The 14,868-nt window shown below is 68.5% G+C and carries 15 protein-coding genes; 5 read left to right on the forward strand and 10 right to left on the reverse strand.

Features of this window, described 5'->3' with window-relative positions; genetic code table 11:
• Window positions 1-58: 58 nt before the first annotated feature.
• From EEB19_RS21175 to EEB19_RS21185, 3 genes are all read right to left on the reverse strand, one after another.
• A complete protein-coding gene (locus EEB19_RS21175) occupies window positions 59-973 on the reverse strand; it encodes a cation diffusion facilitator family transporter (protein WP_187589336.1) in 915 nt (304 codons plus the stop codon).
• Window positions 974-1,044: 71 nt separating this feature from the next.
• The gene (locus EEB19_RS21180) at window positions 1,045-2,148 is read right to left on the reverse strand and encodes an aromatic acid exporter family protein (RefSeq protein WP_187589337.1); all 1,104 of its coding nucleotides are present in this window, start codon (window positions 2,146-2,148) and stop codon (window positions 1,045-1,047) included.
• Complete coding sequence (locus tag EEB19_RS21185; protein WP_187589338.1) at window positions 2,145-2,582, reverse strand: DUF3151 domain-containing protein; 438 nt, start codon at window positions 2,580-2,582, stop codon at window positions 2,145-2,147. The genes EEB19_RS21180 and EEB19_RS21185 overlap by 4 nt, the downstream gene beginning before the upstream one ends.
• 175 nt (window positions 2,583-2,757) lie before the next feature.
• Between EEB19_RS21185 and EEB19_RS21190 the strand changes: the two genes are divergently transcribed.
• Window positions 2,758-4,698 carry a DUF4878 domain-containing protein gene (locus EEB19_RS21190; protein ID WP_187589339.1) on the forward strand — a complete coding sequence of 647 codons (1,941 nt, stop codon included), beginning with the start codon at window positions 2,758-2,760 and terminating at the stop codon, window positions 4,696-4,698.
• The gene (locus EEB19_RS21195; protein ID WP_187589340.1) at window positions 4,695-4,976 is read left to right on the forward strand and encodes a hypothetical protein; all 282 of its coding nucleotides are present in this window, start codon (window positions 4,695-4,697) and stop codon (window positions 4,974-4,976) included. Before EEB19_RS21190 ends, EEB19_RS21195 begins: the two co-directional genes overlap by 4 nt.
• Before the next feature lie 75 nt (window positions 4,977-5,051).
• Here EEB19_RS21195 and fbaA read toward each other — a convergent pair whose 3' ends face one another.
• Entirely contained in the window at window positions 5,052-6,089 is a 1,038-nt protein-coding gene (fbaA, locus tag EEB19_RS21200; RefSeq protein WP_187589341.1) for a class II fructose-bisphosphate aldolase, read from the reverse strand.
• A gap of 161 nt (window positions 6,090-6,250) precedes the next feature.
• On the opposite strand from fbaA, the gene EEB19_RS21205 reads away from it, so the two are divergent.
• Together EEB19_RS21205 and EEB19_RS21210 are read left to right on the forward strand one after the other, a co-directional pair.
• A complete protein-coding gene (locus tag EEB19_RS21205) occupies window positions 6,251-7,225 on the forward strand; it encodes a DUF368 domain-containing protein (RefSeq protein WP_187589342.1) in 975 nt (324 codons plus the stop codon).
• A gap of 81 nt (window positions 7,226-7,306) precedes the next feature.
• A complete protein-coding gene (locus EEB19_RS21210; protein WP_262365837.1) occupies window positions 7,307-8,062 on the forward strand; it encodes a VTT domain-containing protein in 756 nt (251 codons plus the stop codon).
• A 66-nt stretch (window positions 8,063-8,128) separates the two neighbouring features.
• Here the strand turns inward: EEB19_RS21210 and EEB19_RS21215 are convergent, their stop codons facing one another.
• Both EEB19_RS21215 and EEB19_RS21220 read right to left on the reverse strand, forming a co-directional pair.
• The gene (locus EEB19_RS21215) at window positions 8,129-8,788 is read right to left on the reverse strand and encodes an endonuclease domain-containing protein (protein WP_262365838.1); all 660 of its coding nucleotides are present in this window, start codon (window positions 8,786-8,788) and stop codon (window positions 8,129-8,131) included.
• 326 nt (window positions 8,789-9,114) lie between these two features.
• The gene (locus tag EEB19_RS21220; RefSeq protein WP_262365839.1) at window positions 9,115-10,257 is read right to left on the reverse strand and encodes a phosphatase PAP2 family protein; all 1,143 of its coding nucleotides are present in this window, start codon (window positions 10,255-10,257) and stop codon (window positions 9,115-9,117) included.
• A gap of 96 nt (window positions 10,258-10,353) precedes the next feature.
• On the opposite strand from EEB19_RS21220, the gene EEB19_RS21225 reads away from it, so the two are divergent.
• The gene (locus EEB19_RS21225) at window positions 10,354-11,337 is read left to right on the forward strand and encodes an MOSC domain-containing protein (RefSeq protein ID WP_187589344.1); all 984 of its coding nucleotides are present in this window, start codon (window positions 10,354-10,356) and stop codon (window positions 11,335-11,337) included.
• Between the two features lie 49 nt (window positions 11,338-11,386).
• Here EEB19_RS21225 and EEB19_RS21230 read toward each other — a convergent pair whose 3' ends face one another.
• The 4 genes from EEB19_RS21230 to EEB19_RS21245 all read right to left on the reverse strand — a co-directional run bounded on the left by EEB19_RS21230 (window position 11,387) and on the right by EEB19_RS21245 (window position 14,842).
• Window positions 11,387-12,055: a TrmH family RNA methyltransferase gene (locus EEB19_RS21230; protein ID WP_187589354.1), complete on the reverse strand. Its 669-nt coding sequence runs from the start codon at window positions 12,053-12,055 to the stop codon at window positions 11,387-11,389.
• A gap of 108 nt (window positions 12,056-12,163) precedes the next feature.
• A complete protein-coding gene (gene pyrE / locus EEB19_RS21235) occupies window positions 12,164-12,733 on the reverse strand; it encodes an orotate phosphoribosyltransferase (protein ID WP_187589345.1) in 570 nt (189 codons plus the stop codon).
• A gap of 47 nt (window positions 12,734-12,780) precedes the next feature.
• A complete protein-coding gene (locus tag EEB19_RS21240; RefSeq protein ID WP_187589346.1) occupies window positions 12,781-13,815 on the reverse strand; it encodes a hypothetical protein in 1,035 nt (344 codons plus the stop codon).
• A 4-nt stretch (window positions 13,816-13,819) separates the two neighbouring features.
• Window positions 13,820-14,842, reverse strand: coding sequence for a D-2-hydroxyacid dehydrogenase (locus tag EEB19_RS21245; RefSeq protein WP_187589347.1), 1,023 nt, complete (start codon window positions 14,840-14,842; stop codon window positions 13,820-13,822).
• Window positions 14,843-14,868 lie beyond the last annotated feature (26 nt).

A 14,868-nucleotide genomic window follows, 5' to 3' on the forward strand; every position in this document is an offset into this window, starting at 1 on the left:
GGGTGGCTGTCGGCGAGCGGTGTGATGATCGCGCGCGATCACCGCGGACGGGCGTGCCTCACCACTGCAGTTCGTCGCGGCAGCGTCGCTGGACATCGTGTGGGTCGACCTGGATGGTGGCGTGCTCCAGGCCGTGGCGAGCCATCACGGCCTGGGCGGCGGTGAGGACGTCCTGGTTCGGGCCGTCGCTGTCGAGGTGCACGGTCGCGACGTCCATTCCGGTGGTCAGCGACCACACGTGCAGGTCGTGCACGTCGTCGACGGCGGGGATCGCGGCGAGCTCGGTGCGCAGCGCGTCGACGTCGATGTGTGCGGGGGCCTGTTGATTGAGGATGCGGAGCGCGTCGAGTGCGAGACGAATCGCGCGGGGCACCACCCACAGTGCGATGAGGACGGCGACAACGATGTCGGCGTATCCCCACCCGGTGGTGAGCGCGACGATGCCGGCGATCAGGACGCCGACACTGCCGACGGCGTCGGCGAGCACCTCGAGATAGGCGCCGCGCACGGCGATCGAACCCTGCGCATCCGACCGCAACAACAGCATCACCGCGAGATTGACGAGCAGGCCGATCAGCGCGACGACGATGAGCGTGAGTCCGGGGACCTCCGGGTCTGTGCCGATCCGACGGATCGCCTCATAGAGGACGAAGACCGCGACCCCGATCAGCAGCACGGCGTTGGCGACCGCGGTGAACACCTCCGCGCGATGCCATCCGAAACTACGGTCGTCGGTGGCCGAGCCGTGCTTGGCCAGCAGCAACGCGATGAGACCCATCACCAGCGCGGCGACGTCGGTGAGCATGTGACCGGCGTCGGCGATCAGCGCCAGCGAGTTGACGATGATGCCGGTGACCAGCTCGACGACGAAGTAGCCGCCGATGATCGCGACGGCGACGGCCATCGGCCAGATGCGACGGTTCCCGACCGAACCGACCGGTTCGGAGTGCGTGTGCGAATGTGAGTGACCCATTTGTCGCCAATATATGCGTGTTTTCGCATATATGACAAGAGCGTGGTCCCACGGGACAGAATTCCCGGCGGTCAGCGCAGGGTGGCCGTGGCCGACGATCTGCGCAGCCCGGCGATCATCAGCATGTCGATCAGCAGCGACCGCAACTCGGCGAGCACGGCGGTCTCGGACAGCGTGCTGTGCGAGACGAGTTCGGGTTTGGCCTTACGGGCGACGGTCCGCAACACGCGCGCGGCGTCGGCCTGGTCGGGCTCCTCCCCCGGTTTGGCGATCATCATCTCCCGCAGCACCTCGAAGGCCTCGCCGATCTCGGCGATGATGTCGACCAGCTCGGGATCGAGGCGTTCGCCGCGCTGGGTCATGCCCAGCGACCGGCGCGCGATCACGCGGAAGTTGCGGACGGCGTTGTCGATCGGATCGGCGGTCGCCGAGATCCGTTCCAGCCGTTCACGCGAGCCCCAGTAGAGCGGGGAGATCGTGCTGACCTCCTGCCCACCACGCATGTCGGCGCGCATGGTGTTGATCGCCTCCTGGGTGCCACGCGCCGAGGTCAGCGCGGCGAGGACCTCGTCCTCGTCCATCGCGCGCAGGCCGCCGGCGAGGCGTCCCGCGGCGTCGCGCAGGGTGGCGAGCACGCCCGCGGCGTCCCGGCGTGCCCGATGCGCCGGGTTCACCGGGAACAACGCGCCGACCAGGATGCCGATGACCCCGCCGATCAGCGCGTCGATCGCCCGATGGAAGCCGCCGACCCCACCCGGCGGCAGCAGGGTCGCGACGAGCGCCGCCGACGACGCGGCCTGCATCGGGATCAGCGGGCCGTCGTCGAGGAAGACGGCGATGCCCATCGCCAGGGCGATGACGACGACGATCTGCCACGTCCCGGAACCGATGACCGAGATGAGGAGATCGCCGACGAGGATGCCGATCGCCACACCGGCGACCAGCTCGACCGTCCGACGCCAGCGTTTACCGAGGGACAGTCCGAGCGAGATGACGGCCGCGATCGGCGCGAAGAACGGCTGCGGATGACCGAACACGTGGACCGCGACCCACCAGGCCACCCCGGCGGCCAGGGAACACTGGGCGATCGGGACCAGCGACAGCCACAATCGGCGAACCCGTCGCCGCACGGGCGGCGGCAACGAGTTCAGTCGTCGACGCAGCCAGTCGGTCAAGCCAGTCCGAGTTGCTGGGCCGCGGCCGGGTCGCTGTCGTTGAGGAGGTCGAGGCAGCGCAGGTACTCGTCTTCCTCACCGATGTACTTGGCGGCACGTGCGAGCGCACCGACACAGCGCAGGAACCCCTGGTTGGGCTCGTGCGACCACGGCACCGGACCGAAGCCCTTCCAGCCATGTCGTCGCAGCTGATCGAGTCCGCGGTGGTAACCCGTGCGCGCGTAGGCGTACGCCTGGATCACCTTGCCGATGTCGGCGCCGTCGTCGGCGCCGGCCAGCGCGGCATCGGCGAGGTGGGCCCACGCGATCGATGCGGTCGGGTGCGCGGCTGCGGTGGCGGCCGGGTCGGCCCCGTTGAGAAGGTCCGATTCGGCCTCGTCATCACCTGTGAGCAGCACCGGTTGCGGTCCGAGAAGATCTCCGAAAGAAGTCACGCCTCCATTCAAGCATCAGCGACGACGATTCCCCGCCCACCGAGTGCTGGATCCGGAGAGCATTCGCTAGGGTGAATGGCGCGGTCGGCCACGACGCGACCAGCTCGGCGGAGCTCACACGGGACAGGGGACGCCGAAACACTTCTAGTTCGGAGAAGGCGGGGTGTATACGACGATGCCTCCATCACGGGACGACAAGGAGTCATTGGTCGGTCGCGCCCTCTCCGCGTGGCGCAATCGCGGTAACGACCAGGCGGGGCAGGGCGGCCGCAGGGGCCCGGACGATTCCTGGGTGGAGAGCACGAAGGGCGACGACGCAGCGGTGACCGATTCGACGAACGCAGACGGTGTGACGGATTCGAGCGACGAGGGGACGGACGTCGACGCAACCGACGTCGACACCGACACCACTGCCGACAGCGCGGAGAGCGCCGAGGCGACCGAGACCGAGTCGGCAGAGGGCGAGTCGATTGAGACCGAGTCGGCAAACTCCGGTTCCCCAGATGCCGTCGAGAGCCCGTCCTCCGAGGACCCCGCCGAGGGCTCGGACGACGAGACTGCCACGGGTGTCTCCGACGAGTCCACGACCGATGACGCCGACGAGTCCAGTCACGCCGACGGGTCCGGCGAGGCCACCGCCGAGCAGAAGCTCGACGAGTCTGCCGCGGCCAAGACCGCAGACACCGAGGCCGCAGATACCGAGAGTGCCGACGAGGCCGCGGCCGCCGGGGACGCAGACAGCGCATCTCCTGACGCCGTCGTAGCGGACGACGCCGAGACCGCTACCGAGTCGTCAGACACAGAGGCAGCGGCCACAGAGTCGGCGAACGCAGAGGTGGAGCAGCCGGATCCGGTCGAGGCCGAATCGGAGTCCACGATCGAGACCGAGTCCGAGGACTCCGTACGTCCGGCCGACGAGACTCCCGACGCTGACACCGCCGATCCCGCGACCGACAAATCCGACACCCCGGACACGACTCCCGCCCCGCCGGCCGCACGACCGAAACCCAAGGGCGGCCGAGGAATCGACTCCGCCACGAAGGTGATCCGGCGCGAGGACCTGCCCGACATCACCGAGCTCGAGGACCTCGACAGCATCGATGCCGTCGACGACGCATCGGCCACCGAGGACGCCGACGACGCGGACTCCACGACGACCGAGACACCCGCAGCCAAGAAGTCGGGGATCGGACCGAGCGACTCCGCGACGACGGTCATCCGGCGCGACGACCTGCCGGACCCCGACGACCTCGACGATCTGTCCGAGATCGACGCCGTCGACGACAGTACGACCGGCGACACGTCCGCCGACGACACGACCCCGGTCCCGACCTCCGGCAAGGCCGCAGTCGAATCGCCGTCGGACCGCGACGCGGACGACGACACCGCCACGACCACGGCGTTCCCGGCCGACACCGATCCCGCGGCCGACCCGGACGACGACACCTCCACCCGGCCGGTCACGAAGCCCACCCCCGCAGCGGGAGCGGCCGCAGCGGGGGCTGCCGCGGCAGCAGGCGCCGCTGCGGCGGGCGCGTCGTCGTCGGCACCCGCGGACGCCAAGACCTCGGCCTCTCAGGGCTGGTCGACGACCGCTCACAAGCCTGAGGTGATCCCCGGCAAGGGCAAGGGTGACGGCCGGGACAAGGCCACCACCGCCTCCGCCCAGTCGACCGAATCGCGTGGGCGCAAGCGCTGGCCGCTGCTCCTCGGAGCCGCTGTGGTCGTCGTCATCGCCGCGGCGGCAGCGGTGTTCGCCTACCTCAACCTGCGTCCGCCGGCCCCCGCCGACGAGGCCGCCGACGCCGCCGAGAAGTTCTCGACCGCGCTCTACGAAGGTGATCTCGAGACGCTCCGGACGGTGACCTGCGGCGAGCGCAACCAGTTCTACGCGTCGATCAGCGACTCCGACTTCCAGAAGATCTACGACGGCCAGAAGGCCCGCAACGAGCTCGTCCAGGTCAGCGAGGTGAAGGCCGTCAAGGTCACCGACGACGGCAATCAGGCGGTCGTCGAGGTCAACGCGGTGCACAGCGGGCGGCCCGCGGATCCGCAGATCGTCACGATCAACCTGCAGAAGTCGGGCGATGATTGGAAGGTGTGCACGCCGCAGTGACCGGCAACGGACCCGCGACCCGCCTGCCACACCACGACACCTGGGTGCACCACCACACCCCACCCGCTCCGCCTCGGACGGACTCGGACACACCTCCGACGACCCCTCAGGTCCTGTTCGAGCCACCGACCCGGCCGTTGCACATCCGGCGCAAGGCCGCACGCCCAGCGATGTCCACGCGGCCGCCGCGTCGTCGGATCGACCTCCCGGTCATCCTGGCCGCCCTCGTGATGCTCGCACTCGCGGTCGGCGTCGTCGTCGGCCTCGCAACACTCTGACCAGGCCGTACCCGCAAACGCCGACAGCGCCCGGCGGACCGGGCGCTGTCGGAGGATGTCAGGTGACGCGAAGCGTCAGGCGCTGATCGACTTGCCGTTCGACTTGAGGTCGTTGCATGCCTCGACAACGCGCTCGGACATCGACGCCTCGGCCTTCTTCGACCAGCTGCGCGGGTCGTAGACCTTCTTGTTGCCGACGTCGCCGTCGACCTTGAGCACACCGTCGTAGTTGCTCAGCATGTGGCCGGCGACCGGGCGGGTGTAGGCGTACTGCGTGTCGGTGTCGACGTTCATCTTGACGACGCCGTAGCTCAGGGCTTCCTCGATCTCGCTCTTCAGCGATCCCGAACCGCCGTGGAACACGAAGTCGAAGGGCTTGCTGCCGTCGGCCAGGCCGAGCTTCTTGACCGCGACCTCCTGACCGGTGTTGAGCACGTCGGGACGCAGCTTCACGTTGCCCGGCTTGTACACGCCGTGGACGTTGCCGAAGGTGGCGGCCAACAGGTACCGGTTGCCGGAGTCGCTCGCACCGAGCGCCTCGAGGGTCTTCTCGAAGTCCTCCGGGGTGGTGAACAGCTTGTCGTTGATCTCGTTCTCGACGCCGTCCTCTTCACCGCCGACGACCCCGATCTCGATCTCCAGGATGATCTTGGCGGCACCGGCCTTCGCCAGCAGATCCTTCGCGATCTCGAGATTCTCGTCGAGCGGCACGGCACTGCCGTCCCACATGTGCGACTGGAACAGCGGGTTCTTGCCTGCGTCAACGCGCTCCTGCGAGATGGCCAGCAGCGGACGCACGTAGGTGTCCAGCTTGTCCTTCGGGCAGTGGTCCGTGTGCAGACCGATGGTGACGTCATAACGGTCGGCGACCACATGGGCGAACTCGGCCAGCGCGACCCCGCCGGTCACCATGTCCTTCACGCCCAGGCCCGAACCGAATTCCGCGCCACCGGTCGAGAACTGGATGATCCCGTCACTGCCGGCGTCGGCGAAACCCTTGATCGCGGCATTGATCGTCGACGACGAGGTGCAGTTGATCGCGGGGAATGCGTATCCCCCCTTCTTCGCCTTGTCGAACATCTCTGCGTACTGCTCTGGCGTTGCAATGGGCATCGACGAATCCTTCGCACGTAGGGGATCTCTCGCTGGCGCGAGTTGCCATCGCGTCTCAGTATGGCAGGTACCCCGGTCGCGCGGCGCGCCTGCATCGACACTCCGACGGCGCCGGCCGAGCGCGACTGCGAGCCCGTTATGCCCGATACGATGGCTCTGTGATGGCCACCGAACCGTCCATCGATCCGGCCGCGGCGACCGCCGGGTCCCGTCCTCCGAAACCGACGATCGCGCGAACCGCCGGCAACGTGCTGCGCGGCGGGCTCATGGGATTGGCCGAGACCGTTCCCGGCGTGTCCGGCGGGACGGTCGCACTTGTCACGGGCATCTACAGCCGGCTGATCGCGTCGGCGAAGGACCTCACCGACGTCCCGCGCCTGATGCTCACGCGCGGCGAGTGGCGTGACGCCGCACGGCGAGTCGACTGGTGGCTGATGCTGCCGGTCGCCGCGGGTATGGCGATCGCGGTCTTCTCGATCGCCGGCGTCATGGAGACGTTCGTCACGGAGCAGCCCGTCTACTCCAAGGCCTTGTTCATGGGGATGATTGCGACGTCGATCGTCGTCCCGTTCCTCGAGATCCGTCCGGGCTCACTGGACACACGCCGCGCGAAGCTCAACGCCGCGGCGCTGTTCGTCGTCATGGCGATCGCCGTGTTCGTCCTGACGTCGCTGCCGCGGACGGCCATCGACGACCCGCCGCTCGTGCTGGTGTTCTGCGCTGCGGCCATCGCGGTCTGCGCGCTCGTGTTGCCCGGAGTCTCCGGATCGTTCTTTCTGCTGGTCGTCGGGATCTACGCGCCGACGATGTCCGCCGTCGACGAACGAGACCTGTCCTATCTGGCGGTTTTCGCCCTCGGCGCTCTACTCGGACTGGTCACCTTCGTCCGCGTCCTCGAGTGGATCCTCGAACGACACCACACGGCCGCGATGATCGCGGCGGCCGGACTCCTGCTCGGTTCACTGCGCGCGCTGTGGCCGTGGCAGACGCCGGAGGGCCAGGCGCTCGGCATCGGCGACGAGTGGCCGGCCGCCCTCGGACTGTTCGTCCTGGGCGCGGCGGTGGTCGGTCTCGTCGCTTTCGCGCAACATCGGCTCTACGCGTCCGACGCCGCCGTGGACGACCGTTCGTCGTGACGTGACCGGGTCGGTGTTTCCCAGGTTCCTCCCAGATCAGAAATGCGGTGGACGCCAGGAACCCAGGTACGCTAGGACCCCGTGATCGACACCGCGCTTGCCACCACGACCACGAACCTGGCGTTGCTGCCCGGCTTCCTGGATCCCGTCAATCTGCTGAACTCCTTCGGCACCTGGGTCCTGGCCGGTCTGCTGCTGGTCGTCTTCATCGAGTCGGGATTGCTGTTCCCGCTGCTCCCCGGTGACTCCCTGCTGTTCACCGCAGGTCTGATCGTCGCCGCGAAGTCCACCGATATCGAGCCGTTCGCGCCGCTGTGGGTGCTGTTGGTGACGATCCCGATCGCCGCGTTCCTCGGCGACCAGGTCGGATATTGGATCGGCAACCGGCTCGGATACTCACTCTTCAAGCCGGACGCGAAGGTCCTCAAGCAGTCCTACATCGAAGAGGCTCACGCGTTCTTCGAGAAGCACGGCCCGATCACCATCTTCCTCGCTCGGTTCGTCCCCATCGTGCGGACCTACGCACCGCTCGTCGCGGGCGCCGCCAAGATGCGCTACTCGGTCTTCCTCACCTACAACGTCGTCGGCGCGATCGTCTGGGGTGCCGGCGTCACGCTGCTCGGTTACTTCCTCGGCCAGATCGCGTTCATCCGCGACAACGTCGACCTCATCTTCCTGCTGATCGTGTTCCTGTCGGTCATCCCGATCATCAGCGAGATCGGCAAGCGCTACCTGCGCTCCCGCAAAACCGCCTCGAAGCCGTTGCCGGATCCGGAGTCCGCCCTCGACGACGACGCCCAGGCGCCGTCGAGCGATCCGTCCCGCCGGGGCCACTGACCGAAGACCTCACTCAGCGGTTGCGATCCGTTCCGCCTTCCGGAGCGGATCGCAACCGCTGTTTCGTCAGAGCTGTCGGGACACCGCTCTCGCCACATGGTCCGCACGAGTCGCGATGTCCGTCCACGTGAAGTTCAGGGTCGTCCACCCCGCAGCAATCCACGCGTTCCGCTTCGTCCGGTCACGCTGAAACGTCTTCGCATCACGGTGGAACGCGAACCCGTCGATCTCGACGATGAGCGTCGACTCCTCGAAGACGAAGTCCGCTTCATGCCCGCACACCTCGTGATTCGCCTTCCACCCGTCGATTCCGCGGCTTCGGAAGATCTCCGTCGTCACCCGCTCCGCCTCGCTGCGTGCCCCCGATTCCATCGCTGCCAGAAGACGACGTGCCTCGCCCGAGCCGATCCGGCCCGGATACCGCGTATGAGCATCGGACAAGTCGTCAAGAGTGACATGGTCGAGAAGTAGGGCGTTGTCCATGACGGAGTTGCCGATGTCGATCGTGGCTTCGAGCACCGTCAACGCAGGCGTGGTGACGCGTAGTCCGTCCACCACGGTGATGTCCCGCTGGTCGAGAGTCCGGTGACGGACCCTGGTTCCGGGCGTGCTCCGGAGGTGGCGTCCCTTGGCGCTCGTCGTCACCGTGATCTGGCTCGGGAAGCCGGTCACCAGTTTCGTCCACCACGCCGCGGTCCCGTCGCTCAGGACAGCGGTGCGGCCCACCGCGAGCGTGGCCTCGCGGTGGGCCGCGCGCGCAGGCTGCGGGGATGATCCGCTGCGCGATAGACCCCCGCGACGACCCTGAGCCACTCCCCGGATTCGACGCGGCGCTGGATCCCCGACAGGCTCACCCCGAGTTCCTGGGCCTGCCATCGGGCGATCACTCCGTCTCGCTCCGCGAGGAAAGGCCGCAACCGATCCGCACCATCCATGCGGATCTGACGCACGGGACCCGCGAGCGGTTCCACCGTCGACGGCGGTTGCGATCCGTTCCGCCATCCGGAGTGGATCGCAACAGCTGTTTCGTCAGGCGATGCCCCGCCTAGAGATCACGGCTTCGCCGCGTACGCCGCCGCCAGGTCGATCCGCAACCATCCGCCGTTGCGCCCCGCCTGATCCAGCGGGTAGCCGGAACGAATGGCGGTACGTCGCAGGATGTCCAGGCGCTGAGCATCGGAGAGTCCGGGGAACCGGCTGCGCAGCAGGGCCGCCGCCGACGGCGGGATGGAGTTCACCTGGCCGGGGTTGATCACGTCGAACCCGTACGTCATCAGCGCCCGGTGCTCGTTGACCGCCTGCTGGGTGGTGAGGTACGCGGTGTCGCGGGCGATGAACTCGTCGAGCGGAACGCCGACTGCCCGCTGCAGCTGATCGCGCAGCTGCACGCCGGCCTGGTCGACGAGCGCGGCGAAACCGGGGTCGCGCAGGCGTGCCGCCGCGATGTCCATGCCCATCAGGCGGCCACCCATCACGTCGAGCGGGTAGTGCACACCGAGGACTATCCGTGAGCGCCCGATCTCGCCCGCCCGCGCGATGATCTGCGGCCCCAGTTCCGGCAGCCAGTACGCGAGCAGCGCCCCCTTCCAGTACGCCATGTTGGTGTGGCCCGACGGATACGATCCGTTGCCGGCCAGCTCGGCGTAGAGGTGTCCGCCCGGCTTGTCATAACGCTTGATCGACGCCGGGGCGACGACGAACGGACGCGGGTTGTCGTAGATCTCCTTCTCCAGCAGCGTGGTCCCCAGCGGAAGCCCGGCACGGGCGGTGTCACCGCCGGCCAGTGCGTCGACCTTCGGCAGCCTGCCCGCGGCGAGCAACTGGCGGAACACCGTGCCCAGTCGGTCGCCGAGCGCCTCCGACAACGACACCAGGCGGTCGTCGTAGTTGATCGCGATGGCATCGCGCTGCTGGGCGGCCGTGGCCGAGTTGTTGATCCGCACCACCTGGGCCAGGTTCGACGCGATGACCGGACGATGCCGGGCGCGCAGATCCGAGAAGCCGTCCAGCACAGGCAGGTACGTGCCCGACGGCGGGACATCCGACGCATACGGGCCGACCAGCTGGGCCGGGATGAACCCGGCGGGCGCCATCGTCGGGGCGGCACCGGCACCTCCGCTCGCGAAGACACCCGTCAAGACGACGACGGAGGTCAGGACAGTGATGATCGCAGAGCGCAACCGCAGAGTCGACACGGCTGGTAACTCTTCCCGGGTCGACCCGATTGCGCAAGTGAATGATCGGTTACGGTGAGCCACGAACAGGTGCCCGCGACGACCCCGAGGTGACCGATGACCGACACCGCCGCTCACGTCACCCGACTGTGGCGCCATCCGGTGAAGTCCATGGCGGGCGAAGCCCTCGACACCCTGACGTTCGGCGCCCGCGGGGTGCACGGGGACCGGTTGTGGGCGTTGCACGATGTCGAGCGCGACACCACGATCTCGGCCCGCCGACTACCCGCTGTGCTGCAGTTCTCCGCCCGCTACGACCAGCCGCCCGGCCCCGACGCCGGTCCGGGCCGAGCACCCGCGGTCATCGTGACCACACCGGACGGCGCCGAACACCACAGCGACGATCCCGCCGTCCACGCCGCGCTGTCGTCGGCACTGGACCGCGAGGTCCGACTGGTGCCACTCCCCGATGAGCCACGCGCCCATCGACTCTCGTGGCGCGAACGCGCGGGATCGCTGACTCCGCAGGCCCTCGCCCGCGACCTCGGCATCGCATCCGACGAGCGACTGCCCAAGATCTCCGAGATGAACGCGCGGGCCCTGTCGACGCTCGCGCGCAACGCGACGCCGCCGGGGACCTTCGTCGACCTGTGCCCGGTCCATCTGCTCACCGAGGCCAGTGTCGCCACGATCGCCGAAGCCGTCGGCGAAGAGCGGCTCGACTCCCGCCGATTCCGGCCCAACGTTCTCGTCGGCGGCACCGACGACGGTCTACCCGAATCCGAATGGACCAACGCCACCGTCGATCTCGGAAGCGCACGGCTTCGGATCGTGATGAAGACCGTCCGATGTGTCGTGCCGAGCCGTGCCCACGTCGACCTCCCGCTCGACAAGCGGCTCACCCGCGCCGTCGCATCCACCTCCGATCGCTACCTCGGCGTCTATGCCGAGATCGTCCGAACCGGAGATGTCTCCATCGGCGACACCGTCACCGTCACACCGCCGCGACCACCGACGCGGCTCCAACGTGTCGTCGGCGCAGGTCGAACCGTTGCTCTCGATTCGGCGAACCGAATGGCCGAGGCGCTGCGCAAGATCTGAGGTTGCGGCAGGATCTGAGGTTGCGGACCGGATCCGAGGTGGCAGACCGTCACCACGCGCGATCGAGATCGGCATGTTGCCGAACCCACGCGTGCATCGCGATCCCTGCTGCCACACCGGCATTGATGCTCCGCGTCGAGCCGAACTGGGCGATCGACACGGTCATGTCGGCCGATTGCTGCGCGTCCTCGCTCACACCCGGGCCCTCCTGCCCGAACAACAGCACGCAGCCGCGCGGCAGGTCGGCTGTTTCGAGTGGACGCGCTCCCGGCGTGTTGTCGACGGCGACGACCGCGAGACCCTCGCCACGGGCCCAGGCGAGGAGATCCTCGACCGAATCATGGTGCATCAGATGCTGATAGCGATCGGTCACCATCGCACCCCGACGGTTCCACCGCCGACGTCCGACGATGTGCACCGCTGCGGCCGCGAAGGCGTTCGCCGTCCGCACGACCGTCCCGATGTTGGCGTCATGCGCGAAGTTCTCGATGGCGACGTGGAACGGATGGCGTCGCGCGTCGATGTCGGCGACGATGGCCTCACGCGTCCAATACCGGTACTCATCAACGACATTGCGTGTGTCGCCGGTGGCCAGCAGGTCGGCATCGTACCGAGGATCGGTCGGGACCGGGCCGTCGTGCTCGTCGACCCACGGCCCGACACCCACGGTTGGTCCGGCCTGCCACTCGGTGGGTCCCGGTTCGGCAGCGCCTGTCACGTCGCGCGGCGGTCCGGCCTGCCACTCGGTGGGTCCCGGTTCGGCAGCGCCTGTCACGTCGCGCGGCGGACCGGCCTGCCACTCGGTAGGTTCCGGTTCGGCCACCGCTCAGCCCAGACCGAGGTCGCCCAGCCCGAGCAACGAGCGGTATGGCACGCCGAGTGCGGAGATCACCTCGTCGGCACCGGTCGCGCGGTCGACGACAGTGGCCACGCCGACGACGACCGCCCCCGCCTCGCGGGCCGCCTCCACCGCTGCCGACGGCGATGCTCCGGTGGTCGAGGTGTCCTCGACCACCAGCACGCGTCGGCCACTGATGTCGGGCCCTTCGATACGGCGTTGCATGCCGTGCGTCTTCGCCGCCTTGCGCACCACGAACGAGTCGATGTCGCGTCCGGCGGCGTGCATGATCGAGGTGGCGACGGGGTCGGCGCCGAGCGTGAGACCGCCGACCGACTCGTACTCCCAGTCGGCCGTCAGTTCCCGCATCAGGCTGCCGATGAGCCGTGACGCCTCGTGGTGCAGCGTCGCCCGCCGTAGATCGACGTAGTAGTCGGCCTCCTTGCCCGACGACAACGTCACCCGGCCATGCACCACCGCGAGTTCGGTGACGAGAGCCGACAATCGCGAGCGGCCTTCCTCGCTGACGGTCGGGGGTACGGGCGCGGACGAGGTCATGTCAGGACTCATTTCTCGCTGAGGGTGCTCGGCGGCGCCCGCCGGCGTCAGTCCTTGCGGTGACGATTCGGCCGGTCCGTCGGCGACGACGTGGTCGGGGGCATATCGTACGGCCGTGCCGGGCGTCCGGTACCCGGCGGTGGGGTGGCCGGTCCGTCCTCACGGTCGGCGGCCCGCGATCCCCCGCCTGTCGGACGGCGGACGGGCATCGGCTGCATCCGGCGTCCCGCGGTCGACGACGCCGGGGGCGCGGTGACGGGCTTGCCGGCCGACGGCTGCTTCGCGGATTCGGGGGCGGCACTCCACGCGCGGGTGGGTTCCGGCGCCGCCTCGTCCGGGGACTGTGCGTCCTCGGCCGCGGCCGCGATCCGGGCGCGCCGCTGCTTGTCGCGCATCGACTCGGTCTTCTCGTCGGCGAGTTCTGCACGGATCGGCCCGTGTGGGTCCCGGGGGTCCGGGGCGTCCTGCGGGTCGACGATCGGCGGCAACACCCGCAACAGGTCGGTGAACCTGCGCACCACGTCGAGCGCGGTGTCGAGGTGCTCGGCGTCGGTCGTCAGCGGCATCGACCCCAGCACCCAGTTGCCCTCGTTCCACAGCACCTCGATGTAGCTGGGTGCGGTGTTGGCCAACGTCACCATCCGGCGGTCGCACACGCGCCGCGCGACGTCGAGGTTGTTGGAGAAGATGACGCGCGGACCCATCGCGCCGAGCAGTTCGACGTCGTCCTCGGCCGGTGCCAGCACGTCCTCGTGCCGCAGGTCGACGACGACCGACGACGGGGTGGACCGCCGCACCGCGATCACCGTCGCGGTCTCGGCGAGGTCGAAGACCACGGCCTCTGCACCGTGGTAATGGCCGAATGCGACGTCCTGCACGGCGACACGATCCGGGGCGTTCATCGTGGCGCGATGAAACACCTTGCGCAGCTTGGTGTCCGACTCACGGAACTTGAACTCGTGCTGATCGCCCCAGACCGCACGCTGATGGCGCGCGACGCTCGATCGCTGGCGGTCCAGCCACAACAGGGCGACCGCACCGGCGAGTGCCAACACGGCGATCACGAAATACACGATGGTCATCGCGCTACAGCCTACTATCGCCCGCCCTGCGACCGCCGCTCACGACATAACCTCGCTTCTTGTCGATGACATTGCCGAGGACCTCGGCGGGCGGTCCGTCGGTGGTCACGTACTGCTGCAGGTTGGCAAGGAACTGTCGAGCGAGCTCGGCCCGCCACCCGATGACGTCACCGCTCATGTGCGGCGAGACGGCCACGTTGTCCATCACCCACAGCGGGCTCGCCGGGTCGAGGGGCTCGTCGGTGAACACGTCGAGCGATGCGGCCCCGATCTGCTCCGAGGCGAGCGCGGCGATCAGCGCCGCCTCGTCGACGAGTTGGCCCCGACCCACGTTGATCAGATGTGCGTCCGGCCGCATCGCCGACAACACGTCGGCATTGATCATCCGTTCGGTCTGCGGCGTGAGCGGCGCGATGGCGACGACGTTGTCGAACTGCCCGACGTAGGACACGAGGTCGTCGGTCGCCAGCACGGCGCCGAAGTCGGGGTCGTTCTCGCGCGCCGTCCGCCCCGCTCCGGTGACCCGCACGCCGACCGCCCGCAACAACCGTGCAGTGGCCCGGCCGATACCGCCCGTACCGATCACCAAGGCCGAGGAACCAGCGGTCCGCGTCGTCTCTCGGTGTTTCCACGCACGCTCCCGCTGCAAACGTTTGGTGAGGTGTAATTGCTTGTCCCGGGCCAGGATCGACGCGAGTACGAACTCGGCGATGGGTTGATCGAAGACGCCGGCCGCATTGGTCACCACGATGTCGGACTCCCGGAGTTCGTCGAACAGCAACGAGTCCACCCCGGCGGCGCACACGTGCACCCACCGCAGGCCGGCGGTCGCCGGCCCCCAGTTGTCTCGCAAGGCTCGGGAGAAGAAGTCCCAGACGAGGAGGATGTCCGAACCCGCGAGCGCGTCGGGCAGCGTCTCCGCGGTGCACGAACGTACGGTGCCGAGTTCGGAGATCTCGTCCAGATTCGGCGGCGGCGGGACGTCGGGCGCCCCGAGGATCGCGATCGTCGGTCGTTGGGTGGCCACGCCCCACCGTAACCAGAGACCCGGCC

Source organism: Gordonia sp. OPL2 (genome assembly GCF_003797825.1).
GTDB lineage: Bacteria > Actinomycetota > Actinomycetes > Mycobacteriales > Mycobacteriaceae > Gordonia.

Coding starts and splice junctions, on each gene's coding strand:
- pyrE (WP_187589345.1), bottom strand. CDS start 12,733: ATGACCTCGTCCGCGCCCGTACCCCCGACCGTCAGCGAGGAAGGCCGC.
- EEB19_RS21225 (WP_187589344.1), top strand. CDS start 10,354: ATGACCGACACCGCCGCTCACGTCACCCGACTGTGGCGCCATCCGGTG.
- EEB19_RS21240 (WP_187589346.1), bottom strand. CDS start 13,815: ATGACCATCGTGTATTTCGTGATCGCCGTGTTGGCACTCGCCGGTGCG.
- fbaA (WP_187589341.1), bottom strand. CDS start 6,089: ATGCCCATTGCAACGCCAGAGCAGTACGCAGAGATGTTCGACAAGGCG.
- EEB19_RS21175 (WP_187589336.1), bottom strand. CDS start 973: ATGGGTCACTCACATTCGCACACGCACTCCGAACCGGTCGGTTCGGTC.
- EEB19_RS21205 (WP_187589342.1), top strand. CDS start 6,251: ATGGCCACCGAACCGTCCATCGATCCGGCCGCGGCGACCGCCGGGTCC.
- EEB19_RS21190 (WP_187589339.1), top strand. CDS start 2,758: ATGCCTCCATCACGGGACGACAAGGAGTCATTGGTCGGTCGCGCCCTC.